The following is an 18,291-nucleotide window of genomic DNA, read 5'->3' on the forward strand; positions in this document are numbered from 1 at the left end:
ATGTAAGGAATAATTTTTGTGAGCAATGATGTATTGTGACGAGATATGAATTTTTAGGTTAGCCGATGAGTAATCTCATTACTCCCATCATCGATGTTGTAATTCCCGTTTACAACGCACCGGAATTAACCCGGCGATGCATTGATTCCGTAGTGGCGCATCTTGGCGCATCAATCCGCACCATTCATATTCAGAACGATGCATCCGCTGAAGAAACGCGAACGATGCTCGACCGTTTGACGTATCCGCAAGTACAGATTTTCCATGCACCGGTCAACCAAGGGTACGGTCGATCGGTGAACGACGCGATGGCGCGTTCGGATGCCGAATTAGTATTGGTGCTCAATTCCGATAGCGAGGTGACCGCGAATTTTTTACCGCTACTGTGCAATGCCTTGGCTGCCGATTCAAAATTAGCGGTGATCAATCCAACCGAAGGGGAAATGCCGCGCGGCACAGCTAACCGCTACCTGCAACAGCCGGGCGGTTATATCGAAACTTATCGTTTCCGCGGCTATGCTTTCTTGATTCGCCACGCCGTGTTCCAAGCTTTAGGCGGATTCGACGTGCAATTTGAGCGGGGATATTACGAAGATACCGACCTCGGGCGCCGCTTGGAACAGCAGGGATGGCGCATGGGTATACATCCGCAAGCGGCCATCAAGCATAAAATCGGTGCTTCTTTCGGGCGTGGCCGGCCGTATCTTGAGTTGGTGCGCAAAAACCGCAATCTTTATCTTTCGCGCTACCCGCGGGCGCGGCAGAATGTGTTGGTGGTTTCGGGTGTATCGACGTTGACCGGTTTGCCGCTTCCGGCAGTGGATGCAATAGAGCAAGTGATGCGGCAAGGCGGGCGGGTGGAGTGGTTAACACCGGAAAGTTTGCCGCAGCTTTCCTGCCTGCAAATGCGCAACAGCAAAATCCGATCGAATAGAATTATCAAACTGATGGTGCGCGGCTGGTCACGTAAAGATAAACGCGTCACCGATCTATGGTTTTTTCCCGGCACGGCCATCTGGCTGCGTTGGTTGCTACGAATATGGGCGCGCTTGCGCGGCATAAGGATACGCGAATGGGAAGCGGCGGTGTCTTAGCGGAATCCGGACAATCGTCCGGCGGCAAGCGTGAATGGTTTATCCGGCTAACGCTGGTGGCCGTGTGCGCGGGATTTTGGTATGGTCCGCTGAACGCGGTTTCTTTTCCGTTACTGGTGATTGCCTGTTTGATCGACGGTGGCTTGCAGCGATTCGGACAAGCGCTCAAATTGCCGCTGGTGCAGGCATTGCTCGTGCTGTGCGTGCTGTTGCTGATAAGACTACCTTGGAGCGAACTGCCGCTCGACGGGCGCATGAAATGGCTTAAGTATTTCATGCTGCTGTTTATTATTCCGTTTTATTTGCTGTTAAACCGGCAGCGCCTATTTTGGGCATTGGCAGGCTTGGTTACGGGTTACTTCGGCGTGCTGGCAATGGGGTTTTATCAATGGCAAGTGATGGGGGTGCAAGGGATTCCGTGGCTTAACATGTCGTATCTGAGTTTCTCGGCGATGCTGGGCGTCGGTGTGATCGTTGCAGCCAATTTTGCATGCGCCAGCCGCTCGATTGCCGGGCAACTGGCCGGTGCAACCGTGGCGTTGGCATTGTTATTTATTCAGTTTCATCAAAGTGGCCGGGTGTTGCTGCTGGCGACGTTGATTTCGGTATTGTTGCTGATCATGCTGCGTTATCGTCACGCACTCAAGAATATGCTGGTCATCGCGTTGGCCGTTATCACGGCTGCGGTGGTTTTCGCACTCAGCAGCCCGGTGTTTCAGGAACGGTTGGCGTTGATTAACGACGACATGGCCTTGTTGCAACAAGGCCAGTACAACTCCAGTCTGGGTTATCGGCTGGCGATGTGGGATGTGGGCGTGCATGCCATCGCCGAGCGGCCTTGGACCGGGTACGGCACCGGCATGGCGAGGCGATACTTCGATCAAGCGATCGAAACCTACAAGGGTGGAATTTACAAAGATTTGCCGGCATTTCAGCCGACCTCGCATTTTCATAACGATTGGATTGAAATCGGCGTACATATCGGTGTTCCGGGCATGGCAGTGTTATTATTCTTATACTGGGGTTGGTACCGGGCGTTCCAGTCCGCCAGGATGGCGCTATTGGGCGCCGGTTTGATCGGTTTTTTAGGGCTTGCCGGATTGACTGACACTTTTTTGATCTTTAGCCGCACACCAATCCTGGTCTTGCTGATCACCGGGATTGCGCTGCATTGGTCCATCGCTAACCGCAACGATGCAGCCGCCTGATTTACCAGCCGATCCGATCGGCACCGAAGCACAACCGCATTGCTATCTTTGCGGCAGCGAGGGTCAACTGTTGCATCGGAATCGCGTCGATTATTTGTTTGGCGCGCCCGGGGAGTGGCATTTCAAACGCTGCGTCAATGCCGATTGCGGTTTGGTGTGGCTTGATCCCAGACCGACGCCGGATGAAATCGGCAAGGCCTACCGGCAATATTACACCCACGACGAAACCAATGCCGCGCGGCCATCGCGCGCTGTCCGGTTGCTGCGCGCCGTGCTGCACGGCGGTAGTGTGCGCTTGCTGGGATTGCAGTCGGAGCGTAAACGTTACAAACGCATATATTTGGACGATGTGCCGACGGGCCGGTTACTCGAAGTGGGGTGCGGTAACGGTAAACGCTTGGCGCGGTTACGGGCGCTGGGCTGGAGCGTGACCGGGCAAGAGATCGATCCGCTGGCGGCGGCGTATGTGCGCCGGGAAAAGGGCATCGACGTTCACTTGGGGCCGCTCGAAACGATGCCGGAAACGGAACAATACGATGTCGTGATTCTGAGCCATGTGATCGAACATGTGCACGATCCGGTTGCGTTGCTGAGCCACTGTCATCGTTTGTTGCGCACAGGCGGCGTGCTGATGATGCTGACGCCGAATGCCGAGAGCTTGGGACACCGCACATTCGGCGGCGGCTGGCGCGGGCTGGAACCGCCGCGGCATTTGCATTTGTTCACCTGCCGCACGCTGTCGCTGCTTCTGCAGAAAGCGGGTTTTGCGCAACCGCGCTGCCGGACCACAGTCGTCGGTGCTTACGGCATCGGCGAGAGCAGCGTGCCCGGCGATCCAGCGGTCCGGCAATTACCGGCGCGTTCCATCCAAGACGTCTGGCGCGGTTTTTGGTTTCAATGGCTAGCGCGGTGGGCATTATTATTCGATAAAAATTCGGGGGAAGAATGTGTAGCGATTGCTCAAAAATAAACGATGCGGCGAACAATGCCAATCGCATCACGCCGGTCGATCCGGCGATTGAAGCGTATCAACGCGATTTGGCGGTGCAAACCGATCATCCGGTGTTGACGGCAATGGAAGACTACGCGCAGGCGCATCATTTTCCGATCGTCAACCGCCTGGCCGGGATCTTTCTGGAAACCCAAGCAAAAATGATCGGCGCCCGGCGGGTATTCGAATTCGGTAGCGGCTATGGCTATTCCGCGTACTGGTTTGCGCGAGCGGTCGGCGAAAATGGCCGCGTTATTTGCAGCGACTCGGATCCGCAAAACCGCGAACGCGCGAAACATTATCTATCGCAAGCGGATTTATGGCCGCGCATCGAATTCCACACCGGCCTGGCGCAAGCGGTGTTCGAGCAGACTGAAGGCCTGTTCGATATTTGTTACAACGATGTCGACAAGGGTGATTACCCGCTCATCTGGCGCATGGCCAAAAACAGAATCCGCCCCGGCGGGCTGTACATCGCCGACAACGTGCTGTGGCAAGGCCGCGTCACCATGCCCGCATACCACGACCCCGCCATGGGCTCAACCGCAGCCATCGTCGAACATAACCACCTCATATTCAACGACCCGGACTTCGATGCGTTCATCAACCCGACTCGCGATGGGTTGGTCGTGGCAAGGAAGAAAACTGTTAGTTAAATGATGGGGTTTTTTGTCATTGCAACTTATCGTGCTAATGTTACGGTAAGGGGCAGGCTGAATTTGCCAGTGCTCTTCTTTGGTTTACATTACTTGGTCACGGGTGGCTCTGTACCATCGTTTGAAGTATGGTTCACTCAGAAGTGTTGGGGCACGGTCGATTTGCTGGACGAACCAACCAAGCAAACCATCCCAAGCGCCGAAGTCACCGGGAGGTAACAGTTCCCACCCAAGCTGTTCGAGTGTCCAATTCGCTTTGATGCTGTTGGTGATCATTGAGCACGAGACCCAATTGTCTTCTGAGTCATTTCCTCCACGCGCTACAGGATGAATGTGATCAATGGTAGGAAGCAACTCCCAGAAGGCAATGTGACCTTCGGTCATTTTTCCATTTTTGTGATAGGGAAACTCGCTAGGGAGAAAGTATGAAATCAGACGAAGAGCCGGTGGAAAGACAAGTTTGGTTCCGCGATATCGGTCAATAAAGCCATCTCGCAAAAAAACCGCAGTCATCTGACGAGGCGTGTATTGCCGCCCCAATTTTTTTACTGGTACAAAAGGGTAGCGCTCACGAATGAGCGCGGACGCAGAATCAAGCTGACCCAGTGAAATGAGCACGCTGACATCACGCACGATGTCAGCATTGGTGTCAAGAGGCATGTTTAATAATGCAAAATTCATTTTGTCCCCTTAACTTTATTGAGTTGCTACTGATTTAGGTTTCATTGCGTGAAGGTGTTAGATCCTCAGCTCAAAATTCTATCGTTGCGAGATTGATGGTATTTATCCTGATAATTGATAAAGTTTGATATTAATTGCTTGGGCGAGCATTTGGAAGTGTTTGTCGAGCGAGAATACCTCGCAATGATTAGCCTTAGCATTTTGTGCGATGATGAGATCGGGAATGCCTATTCCGTTGGATCCGGCTTTCAAACACTGCCATTGCGATTCGATGATATCGCCCCAATCAATTTGCAATGGCAGGCGTTTTATTTCACACAACAATTCGATGACTCTCGTTTGATGTTTCAGTTTTAAGAAAGGAATTAATTCGGCCAATATCAAATCATTGGTAACGATGGCGTTCTCATCAATGAGGTAACTCAATTCGGCGGATTGCTGGCCGCTTCGGAAATAATCGATCCAGACGGAGGTATCCACCAACACTGCCATTACCGGCGCGCCCGAATATTATCGAGGTCGATATCCAGTTCGATTTTCCCCCTGAATTGCTTGAGTTCGGAGATTTTTGCCTTACGGATTAATTCTTCCAACGCCAATACGATCACCGCTGTTTTAGTTTCGGTGTGGGTTACGCGCATTGCTTCGTTTAACAGATTTTCAGGTAAATCCAGGGTTGTTCTCATAATACCTCCTTTGCGATGCATAAAAGCATAGACAATTATGCATAATGGATCAAGCTCCTATTGAGATTTCGCATTCTTGCGGGGGTATGGTCCGCATTAAGATTGCACCCTAACGAAAGATTCTATCGACTAAGCGTCTGAATACCGGGGAGAGCGATATTAAGAGCACGAATCCGACGGGGAAGGCGATGCTCCAGGAATAGAGCCATTCTTCGAGATAGCCATTGGAAAAGCCGAGGTTGACGGCTGTTACGGTCGCCGATACGCAGCCGGTCATGGTTGCCGACATGATGAGGCAATAGAGGCAGTGCTGTAACAATTGACGCTTCAACGATTAATCCTTAGGTCTGTAACGATGGGTATCTGGCATGTCGATCACACAAGTCAGTCATTCGAATTTAAACCCGGTAGCTGGCTGTTATAAAGTTCTCCGGTGTAGCTTTGCAATATTTCCACGGATTGCGGCCGCATGATTCCGGTCGTTACAGCGATGCCTCTTTTTTGCAGTTCCTGGATCCAATCGGCGGGGCGCGGGCCTTCTTCAAATCCGATGGCCTGCGCGTCCTCCGAATGCGCGCCGCAGACGACCGAGACCACGCCGGCCCATATTAATGCACCCAGACATTGACAGCAAGGTTCGACACTGGTGACCAGCTCAAACGAGCCAAACTGGGCCAGTTCGTAATTGCCGAGCGATTGTTCCGCCAATGCGAGCGCCATTATTTCTGCATGCAGCAGCGAGGATTTTCCCGGAACAACCCAATTGACACCGGGTGCAATAAGTTTTCCGGAACCGGATTCAAAAACAGCCGCGGCAAAGGGTCCACCGCCTTGCTGCACATTGATTCTCGCTAAATCGATTGTCAACATCATTCGTTTTTTTTGCGTGGGAAAGTGTGTCGGTATGCTCATAACCCAGGTATTCAGCCAATCCGGGATTGACAATGAGATGTTGGTCCATTTTTTCATTCAGCAAATAGCAGGGTTAGGTTCATTATCAGTAAATCGTTCAATAAACGCTTATAAAGGGGATTCGTTGCATTGGACGGTGCTTGTAAAATTGCATTTGTTTTGATCGGTTCATTGTCTGCGGACTGCTTGTCTTTGTATATTACCTTGCTCACCGGATTATTCAGCATTTCTCTGATAGAGACTAGCCCCACTCTGTTCCGAGGCATTAATCATCCATTTTTGCGACTTCGTTCGCTGTGACGTTGTGATTAAAGGATTTCTTAGGGGAATAACGATGCGATTAAATTTTCGGCTTCGGAGGTATGGCTATATCTCCTGGCAGTTTGGTGTATTAATTGGTAGTATAGTTGGGAATGAAAAATGAGCGGATGGATAGGCCGCTATGCTGCGTAAGGATTGTTTGTCAATTAATTTTTTGGAAGGGATGTTATGCAAATTCATGTTTATGATACGTATGTTAAGGCTAAAGATGGGCATACAATGCACTTCGATGTGTTTACGGCGGTGAAGGATGATCAAAAAGCGGTCGAGTACGCTAAACAATGGCTTGCGACTGTCGGGGAAGGCGATGCCGTAGTTTCGAGTAAGGAATGCAGTTTTTGCCATAGCCAAAGTGCCCCGCCAAATGTTGTTGATGAAATTAACAAAAATGGTTTCTACATCTATAAAATGGAAGGTTGTTGATTTTTGCTTGCCAGTGAATGGTAAGTTATATTTGTAAGACTTCAATGTCTTGCGTCGGTCAACTGCTGAGATCGTAACGATATAGTTTTTAAGGTCATTAAAATATGAAGCTGAAATTTAATGAATTAATATTTGCGAGTGCTGTTATGGCATTTTGTGGTTCGGTGCAAGCGACCGAACCGAAGCTTTTAGGGCAGCATGGTGATTGGACGGCTTATATGTTCATGGAGAACAATAACAAAGTTTGCTATATGGTGAGCCAACCGAAAAAATCTGAAGGAAATTATACAAAGCGCGGCGATGTTTATGCATTGGTTACGCATCGCCCTTCAGAGAAAAGTACTAATGTTTTCAGTTATATTGCAGGCTATCCTTATAAACCGGGTAGCGATGCGACAGTTACCGTTAATAATCAGAATTTTCGTCTGTTTACTCAGGATGATTCGGCTTGGGCACCGGATGAGGCGACCGACAATAAGATAACGGATGCGATTAAACGTGGTAATTCGTTGATCGTGAAGGGTGCATCGGCACGCGGCACTAACACCGTCGATACGTTTGGACTGAGTGGATCAACAGCGGCTTATAAGGCAATATCGGCGGAATGCGGTATCAAATGATTGTGTGTTTTTTTGTTATGTTATGAGCGAAAAGATTGTTATTTATCAGAAACCCACTTGCAGTAAGTGCAGGGCGACCATTTCTTTGCTGAAAGAAAACGGTCAAGAGTTCGATTCTGTGAATTATTATGAAGTCCCTTTAACTGTCGAGGAGTTGCGGAAGCTCATTCAAAAACTGAATGTACCCGTACGCGATGTGCTTCGCAAAGACGAGCCGGCAGCGCATGGTCTGAACTCGGCTTCCGATGACGAGATTATCAAAGCAATGGTCGAGAATCCGGATTTGATGCAGCGCCCTATTGTGGTTCGGGGCGACCAGGCTAAGTTATGCCGGCCTCCGGAGAATGTGATGGAGCTACTTAAGAAATAAATAACGAGAACAGTGGCTTAACTTATAAAATCCCCGTCATGATTGGAAGCAATGGACGGGGGTTTTTTCTATCTATAATATTGCGATGAAGTTTGCTTACTAGAGATTTATTCTGAAGCGGTAGTGTCTTGTGGTTCCACCGCTGCGCTATTATTCGCGCTACTGCCAAGGCGGGCCGGAAGCTTCTCGCGGATACGGGCTGATTTTCCTGCGCGATCTCTCAGATAGTAGAGTTTTGCACGGCGAACAGCACCGCGACGTTTAATTTCAACACTTGATATTAACGGGGAGTATGTTTGGAAGGTACGTTCCACGCCTTCTCCGCTTGAAATCTTACGGACTGTGAAGGCCGAGTTAAGGCCGCGATTGCGTTTAGCGATAACAACGCCTTCATAGGCCTGCACCCGTTTACGATCACCCTCAACAACGTTAACGTTAACAATAATGGTATCGCCCGGAGAGAAATCAGGTATTTCTTTATTCAGGCGTTTTATTTCTTCTGCTTCCAATTGTTCAATAATATTCATTTTCTTCTCCTCTCTGCTGATTCTATCTGAATTTACAAGTCTGTTTGAATTCTTCCAATAATTCTTTTTCGTCTACGGTAATGCCACGTTGTTCTAATTTTAGTTCCAATAGATCCGGGCGTTTTAGCCAGGTTCTGCCCAGTGCTTGCTGCAACCGCCAACGGCGGATTTGCGCATGATTCCCTGACATTAATATTTCAGGTACACGATCACCTTGGTAGGCCTCGGGACGTGTGTAATGCGGAAAATCCAATAGCCCATCAACAAACGAATCCTGACTGGCCGATTCGGGATCACCCAAGCTGCCCGGTATTTGTCTGATGATGCAATCAATTAAAACCATTGCCGCCAATTCGCCACCGGAAACAACATAATCGCCAATGGAAATTTCCATATCCACTTGGCGATTGATTAAACGTTCATCTATGCCCTCGTAGCGACCACATAGCAAAATTAAGCCCGGCATTTCACTCAGTGTCGTAACCATACGATGGTCAAGCCGGTTTCCCTGAGGTGTCATGTAAGCAACAGTAGTTTGCGACACACCTGACCCGATTTGCCTCGCTCTTGCCTGAATGATGGCATCCTCCAGCGGCTGCGCCATCATGACCATTCCCGGCCCGCCCCCGTAGGGGCTATCGTCTACCGTATGACGATTATCATATGCAAACCTGCGCGGATTCCAAGTGGTCAAGTTGATAATGCCGTTTCTACACGCTTTTCCAGTCACGCCGTAATTGGTCAGAGCCTCGAACATTTCAGGAAACAACGTGATGACATCGCACTCAAAAGGCATTGTTAGACCATCTCAATAATCCATACCCCAATCAACCGTAATTTTTGAGAGCTTAAGATCCACTTTAATGACAAACTGTTCAATAAAAGGGATCAGAATCTCTTTTTGCTCAGTATCGATTGTCTGGATGCATAAAACATCGTTAGCGCCCGTTTCAAGTAAACCGATGACTTTACCTAACAGCTCGCCTTTTAAATTGATGACCTCAGTTCCGATTAAGTCAGACCAGTAGTAACCATCTTTGCCGTCTTCCGGGAGTGTCGGCAGTTGGCTTCTCAAAATTGCAATCTGCAATCCTTTAAGCTCTGAAGCTTGCGTGCGATCAGTGTATCCCTCTAATTGTGCTACTAGCAAATTACCATTAACATGACCGGCTTTCACATGTACTTGCCGCCATTTTATATTATCGCTGCCGAGCCACCATATTGAGTAATCCATTAATCCATCGATGAATTCCGTGTATGGATTTACCTTTATCCAACCATACACACCAAATGGGCCCATGATATGGCCCATTATTACCATCGACTCGTTTGGATTATTTTGTGGGGGTGCTGTCGGAAGTTTCTTTATTGGCGACAAATTGTTTGACGAGTCGGGATACGGTTGCTGATAATTGCGCACCTTGAGACTGCCAGTATGCTACTCGATCCAACTGAACTCGCAGTGGCTCTTCACCACCCGCTGCTCTGGGATTATAAAAACCGATGCGCTCTAAAAAACGGCCATCACGAGGGAAGCGAGAATCCGCTACTACCATGTTAAAAAAAGGACGTTTTTTTGCACCACCTCGTGCCAATCTGATAATAACCATAGAATTTTGTAGCGAAAGTATTATGTAATCCTATATTTTACAATAATTTCTGTAAAAATGACAAGTGATAAGATGCTCAAAATTGATGAAACGGATTGGTTTGCATGGATAATAGGGTGCTTAGATAAATTGTCATTTTTATACAAGTATTAATCAATTGTCTCCAAATATTACAAAAAAACTAATTATTGAAGAATCCAATCGATGTGTTTCTTGCGGGTTATGTTTGCCGCATTGTCCGACCTATCGATTGTTAAAATCAGAAGCCGATTCTCCGCGTGGGCGTATCGCTTTAATGAATGGAGTTGCTAGTGGCCGGATTCCTCTGAATTCAAGATTCATTTTACATATGGATCGGTGCTTGACATGTCGATCATGTGAGGCTGTTTGTCCAAATGACGTTCAATACGGAACATTAATTGATGAGACTCGCAATCTCATTAGACAATCAAAATCGGATAAATCAAGAGGAAAGTCATCGTCATCGCTGCAAGATTTATTCCTGCGATTACTATTATCTCACCCGATTCGATTGGATTATTTGCGCCGCTTATTTTATTTTGTGCAAAAAAGAACCTGGTTTCACCGGATGGCCAAGGTAAATTTTTTTGCTAAGAATGCATTGTTGAGATCGATCTTGCAACTTCCGCCAATAAAGTTTCCACTTGCGAAAGTCGGTATCGGCAAAATGACGGTTGGTAATCGATGGCAAAAGATCTATCCCGCTATTGGCAAGTGCCGTGGCGAGGTTGCCTTGTTTCTGGGTTGCGTGGCAAGGATAACGGATACCCGATCATTAAATGCGAGCATCGTGGTAATGAATTATCTGGGTTACACTGTTCATGTACCTGCTGATCAAACTTGTTGCGGTGCGCTGTATCAGCATCGTGGTGAGATTGATAAGGCCGATGTATGTGCAAGAAAAAATCAATCGGCTTTTGCTCATCTCAATATTCAAGCGATTATCAACACAGCATCGGGGTGCGGAGCGCAACTACTTGAATCTGGTATGAGCGGAGTGAATGATCGGATTATCGACATTAACAAATTTCTTGTTTTGAGTGAAGGGTGGGAAGGCATTCAAGTCACACCGCTGTCTGAGAAAATTCTGGTGCATGATCCTTGCAGTCTCCGTAATGTTCTGGATGAGCAGCGATATCCGTACAAATTACTCGAACATATACCTGGTGTTCAAATACTGCCTTTGGCGGGTAATGGCCAATGTTGCGGTGCTGCCGGAACTTATTTTATTGATCAACCTGAAATTTCAAATATGTTACTCAATGATAAGATAACCGCAATCAAGGAAAGCGGAGCTCGTTATCTGGTGACTTCCAATGTTGGTTGCAGCATGCATATCGCAAATGGATTGCATGAGAAGGGAATGGAGATTGAAGTGTTGCATCCGGTTACATTACTGGCAAGACAGATGGGTTTGGAATTATAATAAAAACAAATTTTTAGTAGTTGTGTCTAGGAAATTCTAGAAACCTGTTTTCCTTATACGGAACATAGAGATTATGATTAATATTGATAAGCTTATCATTGGTTTCGATGGTGCGTTGAGAACGTTGTTAACGCCGGCGCAAACAGTGCGGCCAGTGCCTGGAAATGAATTACCGGAAGCCGACTTGTCGGAAGCGGAAAAGCGGTTGTCGTGTGCGCTGATGCGTATCAATCATGTGGGTGAGGTCTGCGCTCAAGCGCTGTATCAAGGGCAAGGTCTAACCGCGAGAGACGGAGCTGTACAGCAAACGCTGATGCAGGCGGCGAGAGAGGAAACGGAGCATCTGGCATGGACTGAGCGTCGTATTGCGGAGCTGGGCGGGCGTAAAAGCTTCTTGAATCCGTTGTGGTATGGTGGATCATTTACAATCGGGGTAATAGCCGGATTATTGGGAGATAAATGGAATCTTGGTTTTCTCGCTGAAACAGAACATCAAGTAGGAGAGCATTTGGCAGGGCATTTGCAGCGCTTGCCCAATCAGGATGAAAAGAGCCGTGCAATCGTTACACAAATGAAGATTGATGAAGCCAGCCATGCAACGATGGCGCTGTCATATGGTGGTGCGGAATTGCCGCTTCCGATAAAAATCACGATGAAATTTGGGTCAAAAGTAATGACTCATACATCGTATTGGGTATAAGTCGTTTTGTAACTTGCTGGAAAAGAGAAGCAGAATGTTCACATGATCATTGAGAGCCTTCGCTATGAAAAATATCAATCTGACGCACCATTTTTTGATTGCAATGCCGACAATGGTGGATTCTGTATTTTCCAAAACACTAACTTACATTTGTGAGCATAATGAGCAAGGGGCTTTAGGCATTGTCATTAATCGGCCTACGGATCTCACATTGGTAAGCCTTTTTAAACAGCTTGGCATTCCGCAAACGTATTCTCAAGCCGAGGCGATACCGGTATTGTTCGGTGGCCCGGTTCAGTTGGATTGCGGGTTTGTATTGCATCATCCCATCGGAAATTGGCAGTCAACTCTTACGGTTAATAAGGAAGTGGGGTTAACGACCTCTTTGGATATCTTGAGGGCGATTGCGAATGCGGAAGGTCCGGATCAGGTTTTAATAGCAATGGGTTATGCAGGTTGGGCCGCTGGTCAGATTGAACATGAATTGGCGCAAAATGCATGGTTGACGGTACCGGCCACGGCAGGTGTTTTATTTGACTTGCCGTCGGAAGAACGATTGCCGGCAGCGATGCAATTGCTGGGAATTCATGACGCGAATATCTCGAATGAAGTTGGACACGCATAATTACCCGTGGAATCAATGACGGAATTTTTTTCTCAGGGTTTCGCAACGCATCAACAATCAGAGAAGCAATTGCCGAGTGGGGTTGTTTTGGCGTTTGATTTTGGGAAGAAACGCATTGGTGTGGCGATAGGCAATACTGCGCTTGGTGTGGCAAATCCATTAGTAACCATTGACACGGAAGTGACGGAACGGCGTTTTGCAAAAATTGCAACATTGATCGAGACTTGGCAACCTGTATTGCTGGTAGTGGGATTGCCATTGCATAGTGACGGAACCACGCATGAGATTACGCGCCTTAGTCAGCGCTTCGCTCGTCGTTTAGAAGGCCGGTTTAAAATTAAAGTGGTAATGAAAGATGAGCGGTATACCAGTGAAATAGCAAGTGCTTCATTGAATGCAGCCGGGATTTTTGGAGTAAAGCAAAAACCTTTATTGGATCAATTTTCTGCGCAACAAATTCTACAATCATTTTTTAATGAACAACATACAACTACCAGACGCTGAGGAAGTTTTCAGAAGCTTCGCGCAAAAGATACGGGCGAATCGATCGAGAGATTTTTCGCTGATAGGCATTCATACGGGCGGTGTTTGGCTGGCGGAACGCTTGCATCGGGAGTTGGCGATTGCAAAACCTTTAGGCATATTGAGCGTATCTTTTTACCGGGATGATTTCGACAAGATCGGATTACATTCACAAACCAAGCCTTCTGAAATACCGTTTGAGGTGGATGGAGCACATATTTTGTTGGTGGATGACGTGTTAAATACGGGGCGAACGACACGTGCGGCAATTAACGAATTATTTGATTATGGCCGGCCCGCTTCAATTAGTTTGGCGGCTCTGGTAGATCGGGGAGGCAGAGAGCTTCCGATTGCGGCGCAATATGTCGGAATAGAAATCGCACTGCCTGCGGATAAGATGCTGGAGCTCAAGTGTGACGAGAGCGGAAAGTTGAGTTTTGATCTATACGATAAGAACCTTCCAGAATGATCAATAGAAACCCGCAATTGGATGAGAACGGAGTATTGCAGCATTTGCTGACCACGGAAGGATTGCCGGCTTCGATTCTGCTGAATATCCTGGATACTGCGGAATCATTTGTAGGGGTTACCGAGCGGGATGTTAAAAAAATTCCCTTGTTGCGGGGTAAGTCGATCTTTAATCTATTTTTTGAGCCCAGCACGCGCACACGAACAACGTTTGAAATCGCCGCTAAGCGCTTGTCAGCAGATGTCATCAATTTGAATATTGCCGTTTCGGCGCAATCCAAGGGTGAAACATTGCTCGATACGGTTAATAATCTTTCCGCAATGAATGCAGACATGTTTGTTGTCCGTCATGCGCAAAGCGGCGCGGCCCATTTAATTGCAAAACATGTCCGTTCTGACATTCATGTAATCAATGCGGGCGATGGCAGTCATGCGCATCCGACACAAGCGTTGTTGGATATGTTCACAATTCGCCGGTATAAACAGGATTTCCGTAAGCTGCGCGTGGCAATAATCGGAGATATTTTACATTCCAGGGTGGCGCGTTCGCAGATCCATGCTTTGACGACTTTGGGTGTTCCGGAAGTGCGTGTGATTGCGCCTAAAACATTGCTCCCGAGAATGGTGGAACGTTTGGGTGTGCATGTTTATCATGATATGGTGAAAGGGCTAAAGGATATCGATGTATTAATGATGCTACGCCTGCAGAATGAACGGATGAAAGGCGCCAATTTACCCAGTGCGGAGGAATATTTTAAATATTACGGTTTGACCCCTGAGAAACTGTCCCTTGCACGGCGTGATGCCATTGTAATGCATCCCGGGCCGATGAATCGCGGAGTAGAGATTGATTCGGCTGTGGCAGATGGCGGACAATCTGTCATTTTACCGCAAGTGACGTTCGGCATCGCGGTTCGCATGGCAGTGATGTCTATTTTGGCGGGCGCTTAACGTAGTGTTATGAAAATTCATATTAAAAACGGACGCTTGATCGATCCCAAGAATGGCGTTGATGAAATTCAGGATCTCTTCATTTCCAAAGGTAAAATTTTATCCATCGGCACAGCTCCGCATGAATTTCAAGCGAACCGTGTTATTAATGCGCAATCATTGATCGTGTGCCCTGGATTGGTGGATTTGTCGGTACGTTTACGTGAACCCGGTCTTGAATATAAGGCGACTTTGGAATCCGAAATGAGAGCGGCAGTGGCTGGTGGTGTGACCAGTATCGCTTGTCCGCCGGATACGGATCCACCGCTGGATGAACCCGGTTTGGTCGAAATGCTGAAGCATCGTGCTAAAAATCTGAATCAAGCGCATGTATACCCGATTGGTGCTTTGACGCAAGGATTGAAGGGCGAGCGTTTGACAGAGATGGCCGAATTGAACGACGCCGGGTGTGTGGTTTTTGGGCAACCGGATGGTTTATTGAGTAATTTGCGGGTATTGATGCAGGCGATGCGCTATGCATCTACATTTGGGTTTAGTGTATGGTTGCGTCCTCAGGATATGACGCTTACGAGTGATGGGGTTGCTCATGACGGCGAAGTCGCGACTCGCTTAGGCTTACCGACTATTCCTGTGTGTGCCGAAACGGTTGCTATTTCGAATATTATTTTATTAATGCGAGAAACGGGTGTCAGAGTCCATTTGTGCCGAATTGCCAGCGCGGAAGGTTTGGCAATGATTCGTAACGCTAAACAACAAGGTTTGCCGGTGACGTGCGATGTAACGATTAATCATCTTCATTTATCGGATATGGATATTGGTTTTTTTGATTCCAATTGCCATTTGATGCCGCCGTTACGGGGCTCCAGTGACCGGGATGCATTGCGCCATGGTTTGCTGGACGGTACTATTGACGCAGTTTGTTCCGATCATGCGCCGGTCGATGAGGATGCAAAATTATTACCATTCGGACAATCCGAGGTTGGCGCAACGGGCGTGGAGTTGTTGTTGCCTCTGACGTTGAAATGGGGTGTTGAAATGCGTTTGCCTTTAGCGAAAGCTTTGGCCAGGATTACTTCCGAACCAGCCGGGATATTGGGAATAGATGCAGGTCATTTATCAATAGGCAGCGCTGCGGATATTTGTATTTTTGATTCGGATCAGTACTGGAAAGTGACACCGCCGGCGATTCTGAGTCAGGGCAAGAATACGCCGTTCATGGGAATGGAATTGCCTGGAAAGATAAAATATACCTTGGTGAATGGTCAAATTGTCTATGAGCATTGATTGCCGTGACCCTCAATTCACTTGTGAGTAATCAAGTAAAACTAACCTTTATAACTGAATTCTTGAAACAGATATGTCAAACCCCTTACTAGATTTTTCCGGATTGCCCCGTTTTGCTGAAATTAAAAATGAACATATTACGCCGGCCGTTGAAATGCTGATAGCGGAAAATCGCGCAGTAATAGAGAAAGTGCGAGCTGACGATGGTGTGGCTACCTGGCAAACATCCGTTCAACCGATCGTGAATGCCAATGAACGCTTATCTCGAGCTTGGGGACAGGTGTCGCACTTGAATGCAGTGATGAATAGCCCGCAACTGCGCGAAATTTATAACGCCAATCTTCCAGCGATTACTCAATTTTATGCCGAATTGTCGCAGGATTTGCTGTTATTCGAGAAATATAAAAAATTAAGTGCAAGTAGGGAATTTGAGCAACTGACACCGGCGCGCAAAAAAATTATTGAGAATGAATTGAGAGATTTCCGTTTGGGCGGTGCGGAATTGCCGGCGGAGAAAAAACGGCGGTTTTTACAAATTCAGGAAGAGTTATCGAAACTGTCTTCCGAGTTTAGTGACAATTTGCTCGATGCTACAAATGCTTATTCATTGATTATTGAGGATGAAGCATCTGTGGCGGGTATTCCAGCAGATGTGTTGGAAGCGGCGGCGCAGCTTGCGGCATCCGATAACAAGCGCGGCTGGAAATTCACCTTGCATATGCCATCCTATTTGCCGGTAATGCAATATGCGGATAATCGTAGCGTTCGTGAGCGGTTGTATCGCGCATACGCGACGCGTGCCAGTGAATTTGATAGCGAAGCTGGGTTAGGTAACGATAATATGCCGCTTATCAATAAGATATTGGAACTCCGCCGGGAAGCAGCGCAGTTGTTGGGATATGAGAATTTTGCCGAGGTTTCTTTGGTTACGAAAATGGCAACTTCTCCACAGCAAGTGCTCGATTTTCTGAGGGAATTAGCCGGAAAAGCAAGACCGCACGCGATGGGCGATCTACAGGCATTGCAACAATTTGCTGCGGAGAAATTGAATCTGACTAAACTCGAAGCATGGGATCTGGCGTATGTTAGCGAGAAACTTCGCGAAGAGCGCTATGCATTTTCTGATCAGGAAGTTAAACAGTACTTTCCCGAGAATAAAGTATTGAATGGAATGTTCAGTGTAGTGGAAAAAATGTATGGCATCCGTATTACTTTAGCGGATTCAGCGCGTAATATTCAGTGCTGGCATCCCGATGTTAAGTTTTTTGATATTCATGATGCTGATGGTCAATTGATCGGTCAATTTTATTTGGATTTATACGCGCGGCCGAATAAGCGTGGGGGTGCCTGGATGGATGATGCCATTACACGCAGGCGGGTTGATGATTCTGAAGCTGTGCAACAAACAATACAGATACCGGTTGCGTATCTAACGTGTAATTTCTCGGCGCCTGTCGCAATAAATGGCCAACTACGCCCGGCATTGTTTACGCACGCGGAGGTGATCGTTCTGTTTCATGAGTTTGGGCACGGCCTGCATCATTTATTGACGAGAGTCGAAGATCTTGGGGTATCCGGCATTAATGGCGTGGAATGGGATGCAGTGGAATTGCCGAGCCAGTTTATGGAGAATTTTTGCTGGGAATGGGATGTGTTGGCTGGCATGACCCAGCATATTGAGACAGGAGATTCCCTACCCAGAATGTTATTCGATAAAATGTTGAAAGCAAAAAATTTCCAAAGCGGATTGCAAATGCTGCGGCAGATTGAGTTTGCGTTGTTTGATATGCGCGCGCATTTCGACTATAAACCGAATGGTGATAAAACTGTATTGCAGTTGCTCGATGATATTCGCAGCGAGGTCGCGGTGGTTATTCCACCGGCCTTTAATCGTTTTCCAAACAGCTTTGCGCACATTTTTGCGGGAGGTTATGCGGCTGGTTATTACAGTTATAAGTGGGCGGAAGTGCTGTCAGCGGATGCTTATAGTATGTTTGAAGAAACTGCTGCTGATGGAGTGATCAATGCGTCAACAGGTGCTCATTTTCTTGAAGAGATTCTTGCTGTGGGGGGAAGTCGTTCCGCACTGGAGTCATTCGTTGCTTTTCGTGGGCGTGAACCGGAGTTGGATGCGTTATTGCGGCATAATGGCATGGAAGTGTCTTAAAGATAAAATGATATATTGTTATGGGTTT

Annotated in this window: 24 protein-coding genes and 1 pseudogene; 16 read left to right on the forward strand and 9 right to left on the reverse strand. The window is 47.5% G+C overall.

Annotated features, from left to right (window positions below; translation table 11 throughout):
* The first annotated feature begins 65 nt into the window (after positions 1 to 65).
* Genes KF839_RS01295 through KF839_RS01310 form a run of 4 tightly spaced genes read left to right on the forward strand, consistent with a single transcriptional unit; the run spans position 66 to position 3,949 of the window.
* Positions 66 to 1,094, forward strand: coding sequence for a glycosyltransferase family 2 protein (locus tag KF839_RS01295; RefSeq protein ID WP_292916004.1), 1,029 nt, complete (start codon positions 66 to 68; stop codon positions 1,092 to 1,094).
* On the forward strand, positions 992 to 2,302 hold the full coding sequence (locus KF839_RS01300) for an O-antigen ligase family protein (protein ID WP_292916005.1): 1,311 nt from the start codon (positions 992 to 994) through the stop codon (positions 2,300 to 2,302). Before KF839_RS01295 ends, KF839_RS01300 begins: the two co-directional genes overlap by 103 nt.
* Positions 2,289 to 3,272 carry a class I SAM-dependent methyltransferase gene (locus KF839_RS01305; RefSeq protein ID WP_292916006.1) on the forward strand — a complete coding sequence of 328 codons (984 nt, stop codon included), beginning with the start codon at positions 2,289 to 2,291 and terminating at the stop codon, positions 3,270 to 3,272. Before KF839_RS01300 ends, KF839_RS01305 begins: the two co-directional genes overlap by 14 nt.
* Positions 3,248 to 3,949, forward strand: coding sequence for an O-methyltransferase (locus KF839_RS01310; RefSeq protein ID WP_292916007.1), 702 nt, complete (start codon positions 3,248 to 3,250; stop codon positions 3,947 to 3,949). Before KF839_RS01305 ends, KF839_RS01310 begins: the two co-directional genes overlap by 25 nt.
* 84 nt (positions 3,950 to 4,033) lie before the next feature.
* Here KF839_RS01310 and KF839_RS01315 read toward each other — a convergent pair whose 3' ends face one another.
* The 5 genes from KF839_RS01315 to KF839_RS01335 all read right to left on the reverse strand — a co-directional run bounded on the left by KF839_RS01315 (position 4,034) and on the right by KF839_RS01335 (position 6,285).
* Entirely contained in the window at positions 4,034 to 4,609 is a 576-nt protein-coding gene (locus tag KF839_RS01315; protein WP_292916008.1) for an HNH endonuclease, read from the reverse strand.
* A 123-nt stretch (positions 4,610 to 4,732) separates the two neighbouring features.
* A complete protein-coding gene (locus tag KF839_RS01320) occupies positions 4,733 to 5,122 on the reverse strand; it encodes a PIN domain-containing protein (protein WP_292916009.1) in 390 nt (129 codons plus the stop codon).
* Positions 5,122 to 5,316 carry a type II toxin-antitoxin system VapB family antitoxin gene (locus KF839_RS01325; RefSeq protein ID WP_292916010.1) on the reverse strand — a complete coding sequence of 65 codons (195 nt, stop codon included), beginning with the start codon at positions 5,314 to 5,316 and terminating at the stop codon, positions 5,122 to 5,124. Before KF839_RS01325 ends, KF839_RS01320 begins: the two co-directional genes overlap by 1 nt.
* Before the next feature lie 109 nt (positions 5,317 to 5,425).
* Positions 5,426 to 5,635, reverse strand: coding sequence for a DUF2798 domain-containing protein (locus KF839_RS01330; protein ID WP_292916011.1), 210 nt, complete (start codon positions 5,633 to 5,635; stop codon positions 5,426 to 5,428).
* Positions 5,636 to 5,700: 65 nt separating this feature from the next.
* Positions 5,701 to 6,285 (reverse strand): nucleoside deaminase, encoded by a 585-nt coding sequence (locus tag KF839_RS01335; protein ID WP_292916012.1) that lies wholly within the window; start codon positions 6,283 to 6,285, stop codon positions 5,701 to 5,703.
* A 432-nt stretch (positions 6,286 to 6,717) separates the two neighbouring features.
* Between KF839_RS01335 and KF839_RS01340 the strand changes: the two genes are divergently transcribed.
* From KF839_RS01340 to KF839_RS01350, 3 genes are all read left to right on the forward strand, one after another.
* Positions 6,718 to 6,972, forward strand: coding sequence for a DUF2024 family protein (locus KF839_RS01340; RefSeq protein ID WP_292916013.1), 255 nt, complete (start codon positions 6,718 to 6,720; stop codon positions 6,970 to 6,972).
* A gap of 104 nt (positions 6,973 to 7,076) precedes the next feature.
* Entirely contained in the window at positions 7,077 to 7,592 is a 516-nt protein-coding gene (locus KF839_RS01345; protein ID WP_292916014.1) for an invasion associated locus B family protein, read from the forward strand.
* Between the two features lie 22 nt (positions 7,593 to 7,614).
* Complete coding sequence (locus KF839_RS01350; protein WP_292916015.1) at positions 7,615 to 7,962, forward strand: arsenate reductase family protein; 348 nt, start codon at positions 7,615 to 7,617, stop codon at positions 7,960 to 7,962.
* 107 nt (positions 7,963 to 8,069) lie between these two features.
* On the opposite strand, the gene rplS is transcribed toward KF839_RS01350, so the two are convergent.
* The 4 genes from rplS to rpsP are packed head-to-tail and all read right to left on the reverse strand — an operon-like array spanning position 8,070 to position 10,099.
* The gene (gene rplS, locus KF839_RS01355) at positions 8,070 to 8,489 is read right to left on the reverse strand and encodes a 50S ribosomal protein L19 (RefSeq protein ID WP_292916016.1); all 420 of its coding nucleotides are present in this window, start codon (positions 8,487 to 8,489) and stop codon (positions 8,070 to 8,072) included.
* Positions 8,490 to 8,511: 22 nt separating this feature from the next.
* The gene (gene trmD / locus KF839_RS01360) at positions 8,512 to 9,285 is read right to left on the reverse strand and encodes a tRNA (guanosine(37)-N1)-methyltransferase TrmD (RefSeq protein WP_292916017.1); all 774 of its coding nucleotides are present in this window, start codon (positions 9,283 to 9,285) and stop codon (positions 8,512 to 8,514) included.
* 12 nt (positions 9,286 to 9,297) lie between these two features.
* Positions 9,298 to 9,810 (reverse strand): ribosome maturation factor RimM, encoded by a 513-nt coding sequence (gene rimM, locus KF839_RS01365; RefSeq protein ID WP_292916018.1) that lies wholly within the window; start codon positions 9,808 to 9,810, stop codon positions 9,298 to 9,300.
* A gap of 13 nt (positions 9,811 to 9,823) precedes the next feature.
* Positions 9,824 to 10,099 (reverse strand): 30S ribosomal protein S16, encoded by a 276-nt coding sequence (gene rpsP, locus KF839_RS01370; RefSeq protein WP_292916019.1) that lies wholly within the window; start codon positions 10,097 to 10,099, stop codon positions 9,824 to 9,826.
* Positions 10,100 to 10,256: 157 nt separating this feature from the next.
* Here rpsP and KF839_RS01375 point away from each other — a divergent pair.
* The 9 genes and pseudogenes from KF839_RS01375 to KF839_RS01415 all read left to right on the forward strand — a co-directional run.
* Positions 10,257 to 10,490 (forward strand): annotated as a pseudogene (locus tag KF839_RS01375) (4Fe-4S dicluster domain-containing protein); the annotation flags it as partial.
* Between the two features lie 246 nt (positions 10,491 to 10,736).
* Entirely contained in the window at positions 10,737 to 11,546 is an 810-nt protein-coding gene (locus tag KF839_RS01380) for a (Fe-S)-binding protein (RefSeq protein WP_292916072.1), read from the forward strand.
* Positions 11,547 to 11,619: 73 nt separating this feature from the next.
* A complete protein-coding gene (gene coq7, locus KF839_RS01385; RefSeq protein ID WP_292916020.1) occupies positions 11,620 to 12,246 on the forward strand; it encodes a 2-polyprenyl-3-methyl-6-methoxy-1,4-benzoquinone monooxygenase in 627 nt (208 codons plus the stop codon).
* Between the two features lie 64 nt (positions 12,247 to 12,310).
* Positions 12,311 to 12,871 carry a YqgE/AlgH family protein gene (locus tag KF839_RS01390; protein WP_292916021.1) on the forward strand — a complete coding sequence of 187 codons (561 nt, stop codon included), beginning with the start codon at positions 12,311 to 12,313 and terminating at the stop codon, positions 12,869 to 12,871.
* Positions 12,872 to 12,886: 15 nt separating this feature from the next.
* Entirely contained in the window at positions 12,887 to 13,375 is a 489-nt protein-coding gene (ruvX, locus tag KF839_RS01395; RefSeq protein WP_292916022.1) for a Holliday junction resolvase RuvX, read from the forward strand.
* Positions 13,356 to 13,862, forward strand: a complete 507-nt coding sequence (gene pyrR / locus KF839_RS01400; RefSeq protein WP_292916073.1) for a bifunctional pyr operon transcriptional regulator/uracil phosphoribosyltransferase PyrR — start codon at positions 13,356 to 13,358, stop codon at positions 13,860 to 13,862. The genes ruvX and pyrR overlap by 20 nt, the downstream gene beginning before the upstream one ends.
* Positions 13,859 to 14,812 (forward strand): aspartate carbamoyltransferase catalytic subunit, encoded by a 954-nt coding sequence (locus tag KF839_RS01405; protein ID WP_292916023.1) that lies wholly within the window; start codon positions 13,859 to 13,861, stop codon positions 14,810 to 14,812. Before pyrR ends, KF839_RS01405 begins: the two co-directional genes overlap by 4 nt.
* A 9-nt stretch (positions 14,813 to 14,821) precedes the next feature.
* On the forward strand, positions 14,822 to 16,096 hold the full coding sequence (locus tag KF839_RS01410; RefSeq protein ID WP_292916024.1) for a dihydroorotase: 1,275 nt from the start codon (positions 14,822 to 14,824) through the stop codon (positions 16,094 to 16,096).
* Between the two features lie 73 nt (positions 16,097 to 16,169).
* On the forward strand, positions 16,170 to 18,263 hold the full coding sequence (locus KF839_RS01415; RefSeq protein WP_292916025.1) for a M3 family metallopeptidase: 2,094 nt from the start codon (positions 16,170 to 16,172) through the stop codon (positions 18,261 to 18,263).
* The last annotated feature ends 28 nt before the right edge of the window (positions 18,264 to 18,291 follow it).

The organism is Nitrosomonas sp., assembly GCF_019635155.1.
GTDB lineage: Bacteria > Pseudomonadota > Gammaproteobacteria > Burkholderiales > Nitrosomonadaceae > Nitrosomonas.

Bases quoted from the DNA above. Each gene is read 5' to 3' on its own strand.
- KF839_RS01345 (WP_292916014.1), top strand. From the start codon at position 7,077: ATGAAGCTGAAATTTAATGAATTAATATTTGCGAGTGCTGTTATGGCA.
- KF839_RS01315 (WP_292916008.1), bottom strand. From the start codon at position 4,609: ATGCCTCTTGACACCAATGCTGACATCGTGCGTGATGTCAGCGTGCTC.
- KF839_RS01410 (WP_292916024.1), top strand. From the start codon at position 14,822: ATGAAAATTCATATTAAAAACGGACGCTTGATCGATCCCAAGAATGGC.
- ruvX (WP_292916022.1), top strand. From the start codon at position 12,887: ATGACGGAATTTTTTTCTCAGGGTTTCGCAACGCATCAACAATCAGAG.
- KF839_RS01415 (WP_292916025.1), top strand. From the start codon at position 16,170: ATGTCAAACCCCTTACTAGATTTTTCCGGATTGCCCCGTTTTGCTGAA.
- KF839_RS01325 (WP_292916010.1), bottom strand. From the start codon at position 5,316: ATGAGAACAACCCTGGATTTACCTGAAAATCTGTTAAACGAAGCAATG.
- rimM (WP_292916018.1), bottom strand. From the start codon at position 9,810: ATGGTAATAATGGGCCATATCATGGGCCCATTTGGTGTGTATGGTTGG.
- KF839_RS01320 (WP_292916009.1), bottom strand. From the start codon at position 5,122: ATGGCAGTGTTGGTGGATACCTCCGTCTGGATCGATTATTTCCGAAGC.
- KF839_RS01350 (WP_292916015.1), top strand. From the start codon at position 7,615: ATGAGCGAAAAGATTGTTATTTATCAGAAACCCACTTGCAGTAAGTGC.
- KF839_RS01340 (WP_292916013.1), top strand. From the start codon at position 6,718: ATGCAAATTCATGTTTATGATACGTATGTTAAGGCTAAAGATGGGCAT.
- KF839_RS01405 (WP_292916023.1), top strand. From the start codon at position 13,859: ATGATCAATAGAAACCCGCAATTGGATGAGAACGGAGTATTGCAGCAT.
- trmD (WP_292916017.1), bottom strand. From the start codon at position 9,285: ATGCCTTTTGAGTGCGATGTCATCACGTTGTTTCCTGAAATGTTCGAG.
- KF839_RS01335 (WP_292916012.1), bottom strand. From the start codon at position 6,285: ATGAAAAAATGGACCAACATCTCATTGTCAATCCCGGATTGGCTGAAT.
- KF839_RS01295 (WP_292916004.1), top strand. From the start codon at position 66: ATGAGTAATCTCATTACTCCCATCATCGATGTTGTAATTCCCGTTTAC.
- KF839_RS01390 (WP_292916021.1), top strand. From the start codon at position 12,311: ATGAAAAATATCAATCTGACGCACCATTTTTTGATTGCAATGCCGACA.
- rplS (WP_292916016.1), bottom strand. From the start codon at position 8,489: ATGAATATTATTGAACAATTGGAAGCAGAAGAAATAAAACGCCTGAAT.
- KF839_RS01305 (WP_292916006.1), top strand. From the start codon at position 2,289: ATGCAGCCGCCTGATTTACCAGCCGATCCGATCGGCACCGAAGCACAA.
- rpsP (WP_292916019.1), bottom strand. From the start codon at position 10,099: ATGGTTATTATCAGATTGGCACGAGGTGGTGCAAAAAAACGTCCTTTT.
- KF839_RS01310 (WP_292916007.1), top strand. From the start codon at position 3,248: ATGTGTAGCGATTGCTCAAAAATAAACGATGCGGCGAACAATGCCAAT.
- KF839_RS01300 (WP_292916005.1), top strand. From the start codon at position 992: ATGGTTTTTTCCCGGCACGGCCATCTGGCTGCGTTGGTTGCTACGAAT.
- coq7 (WP_292916020.1), top strand. From the start codon at position 11,620: ATGATTAATATTGATAAGCTTATCATTGGTTTCGATGGTGCGTTGAGA.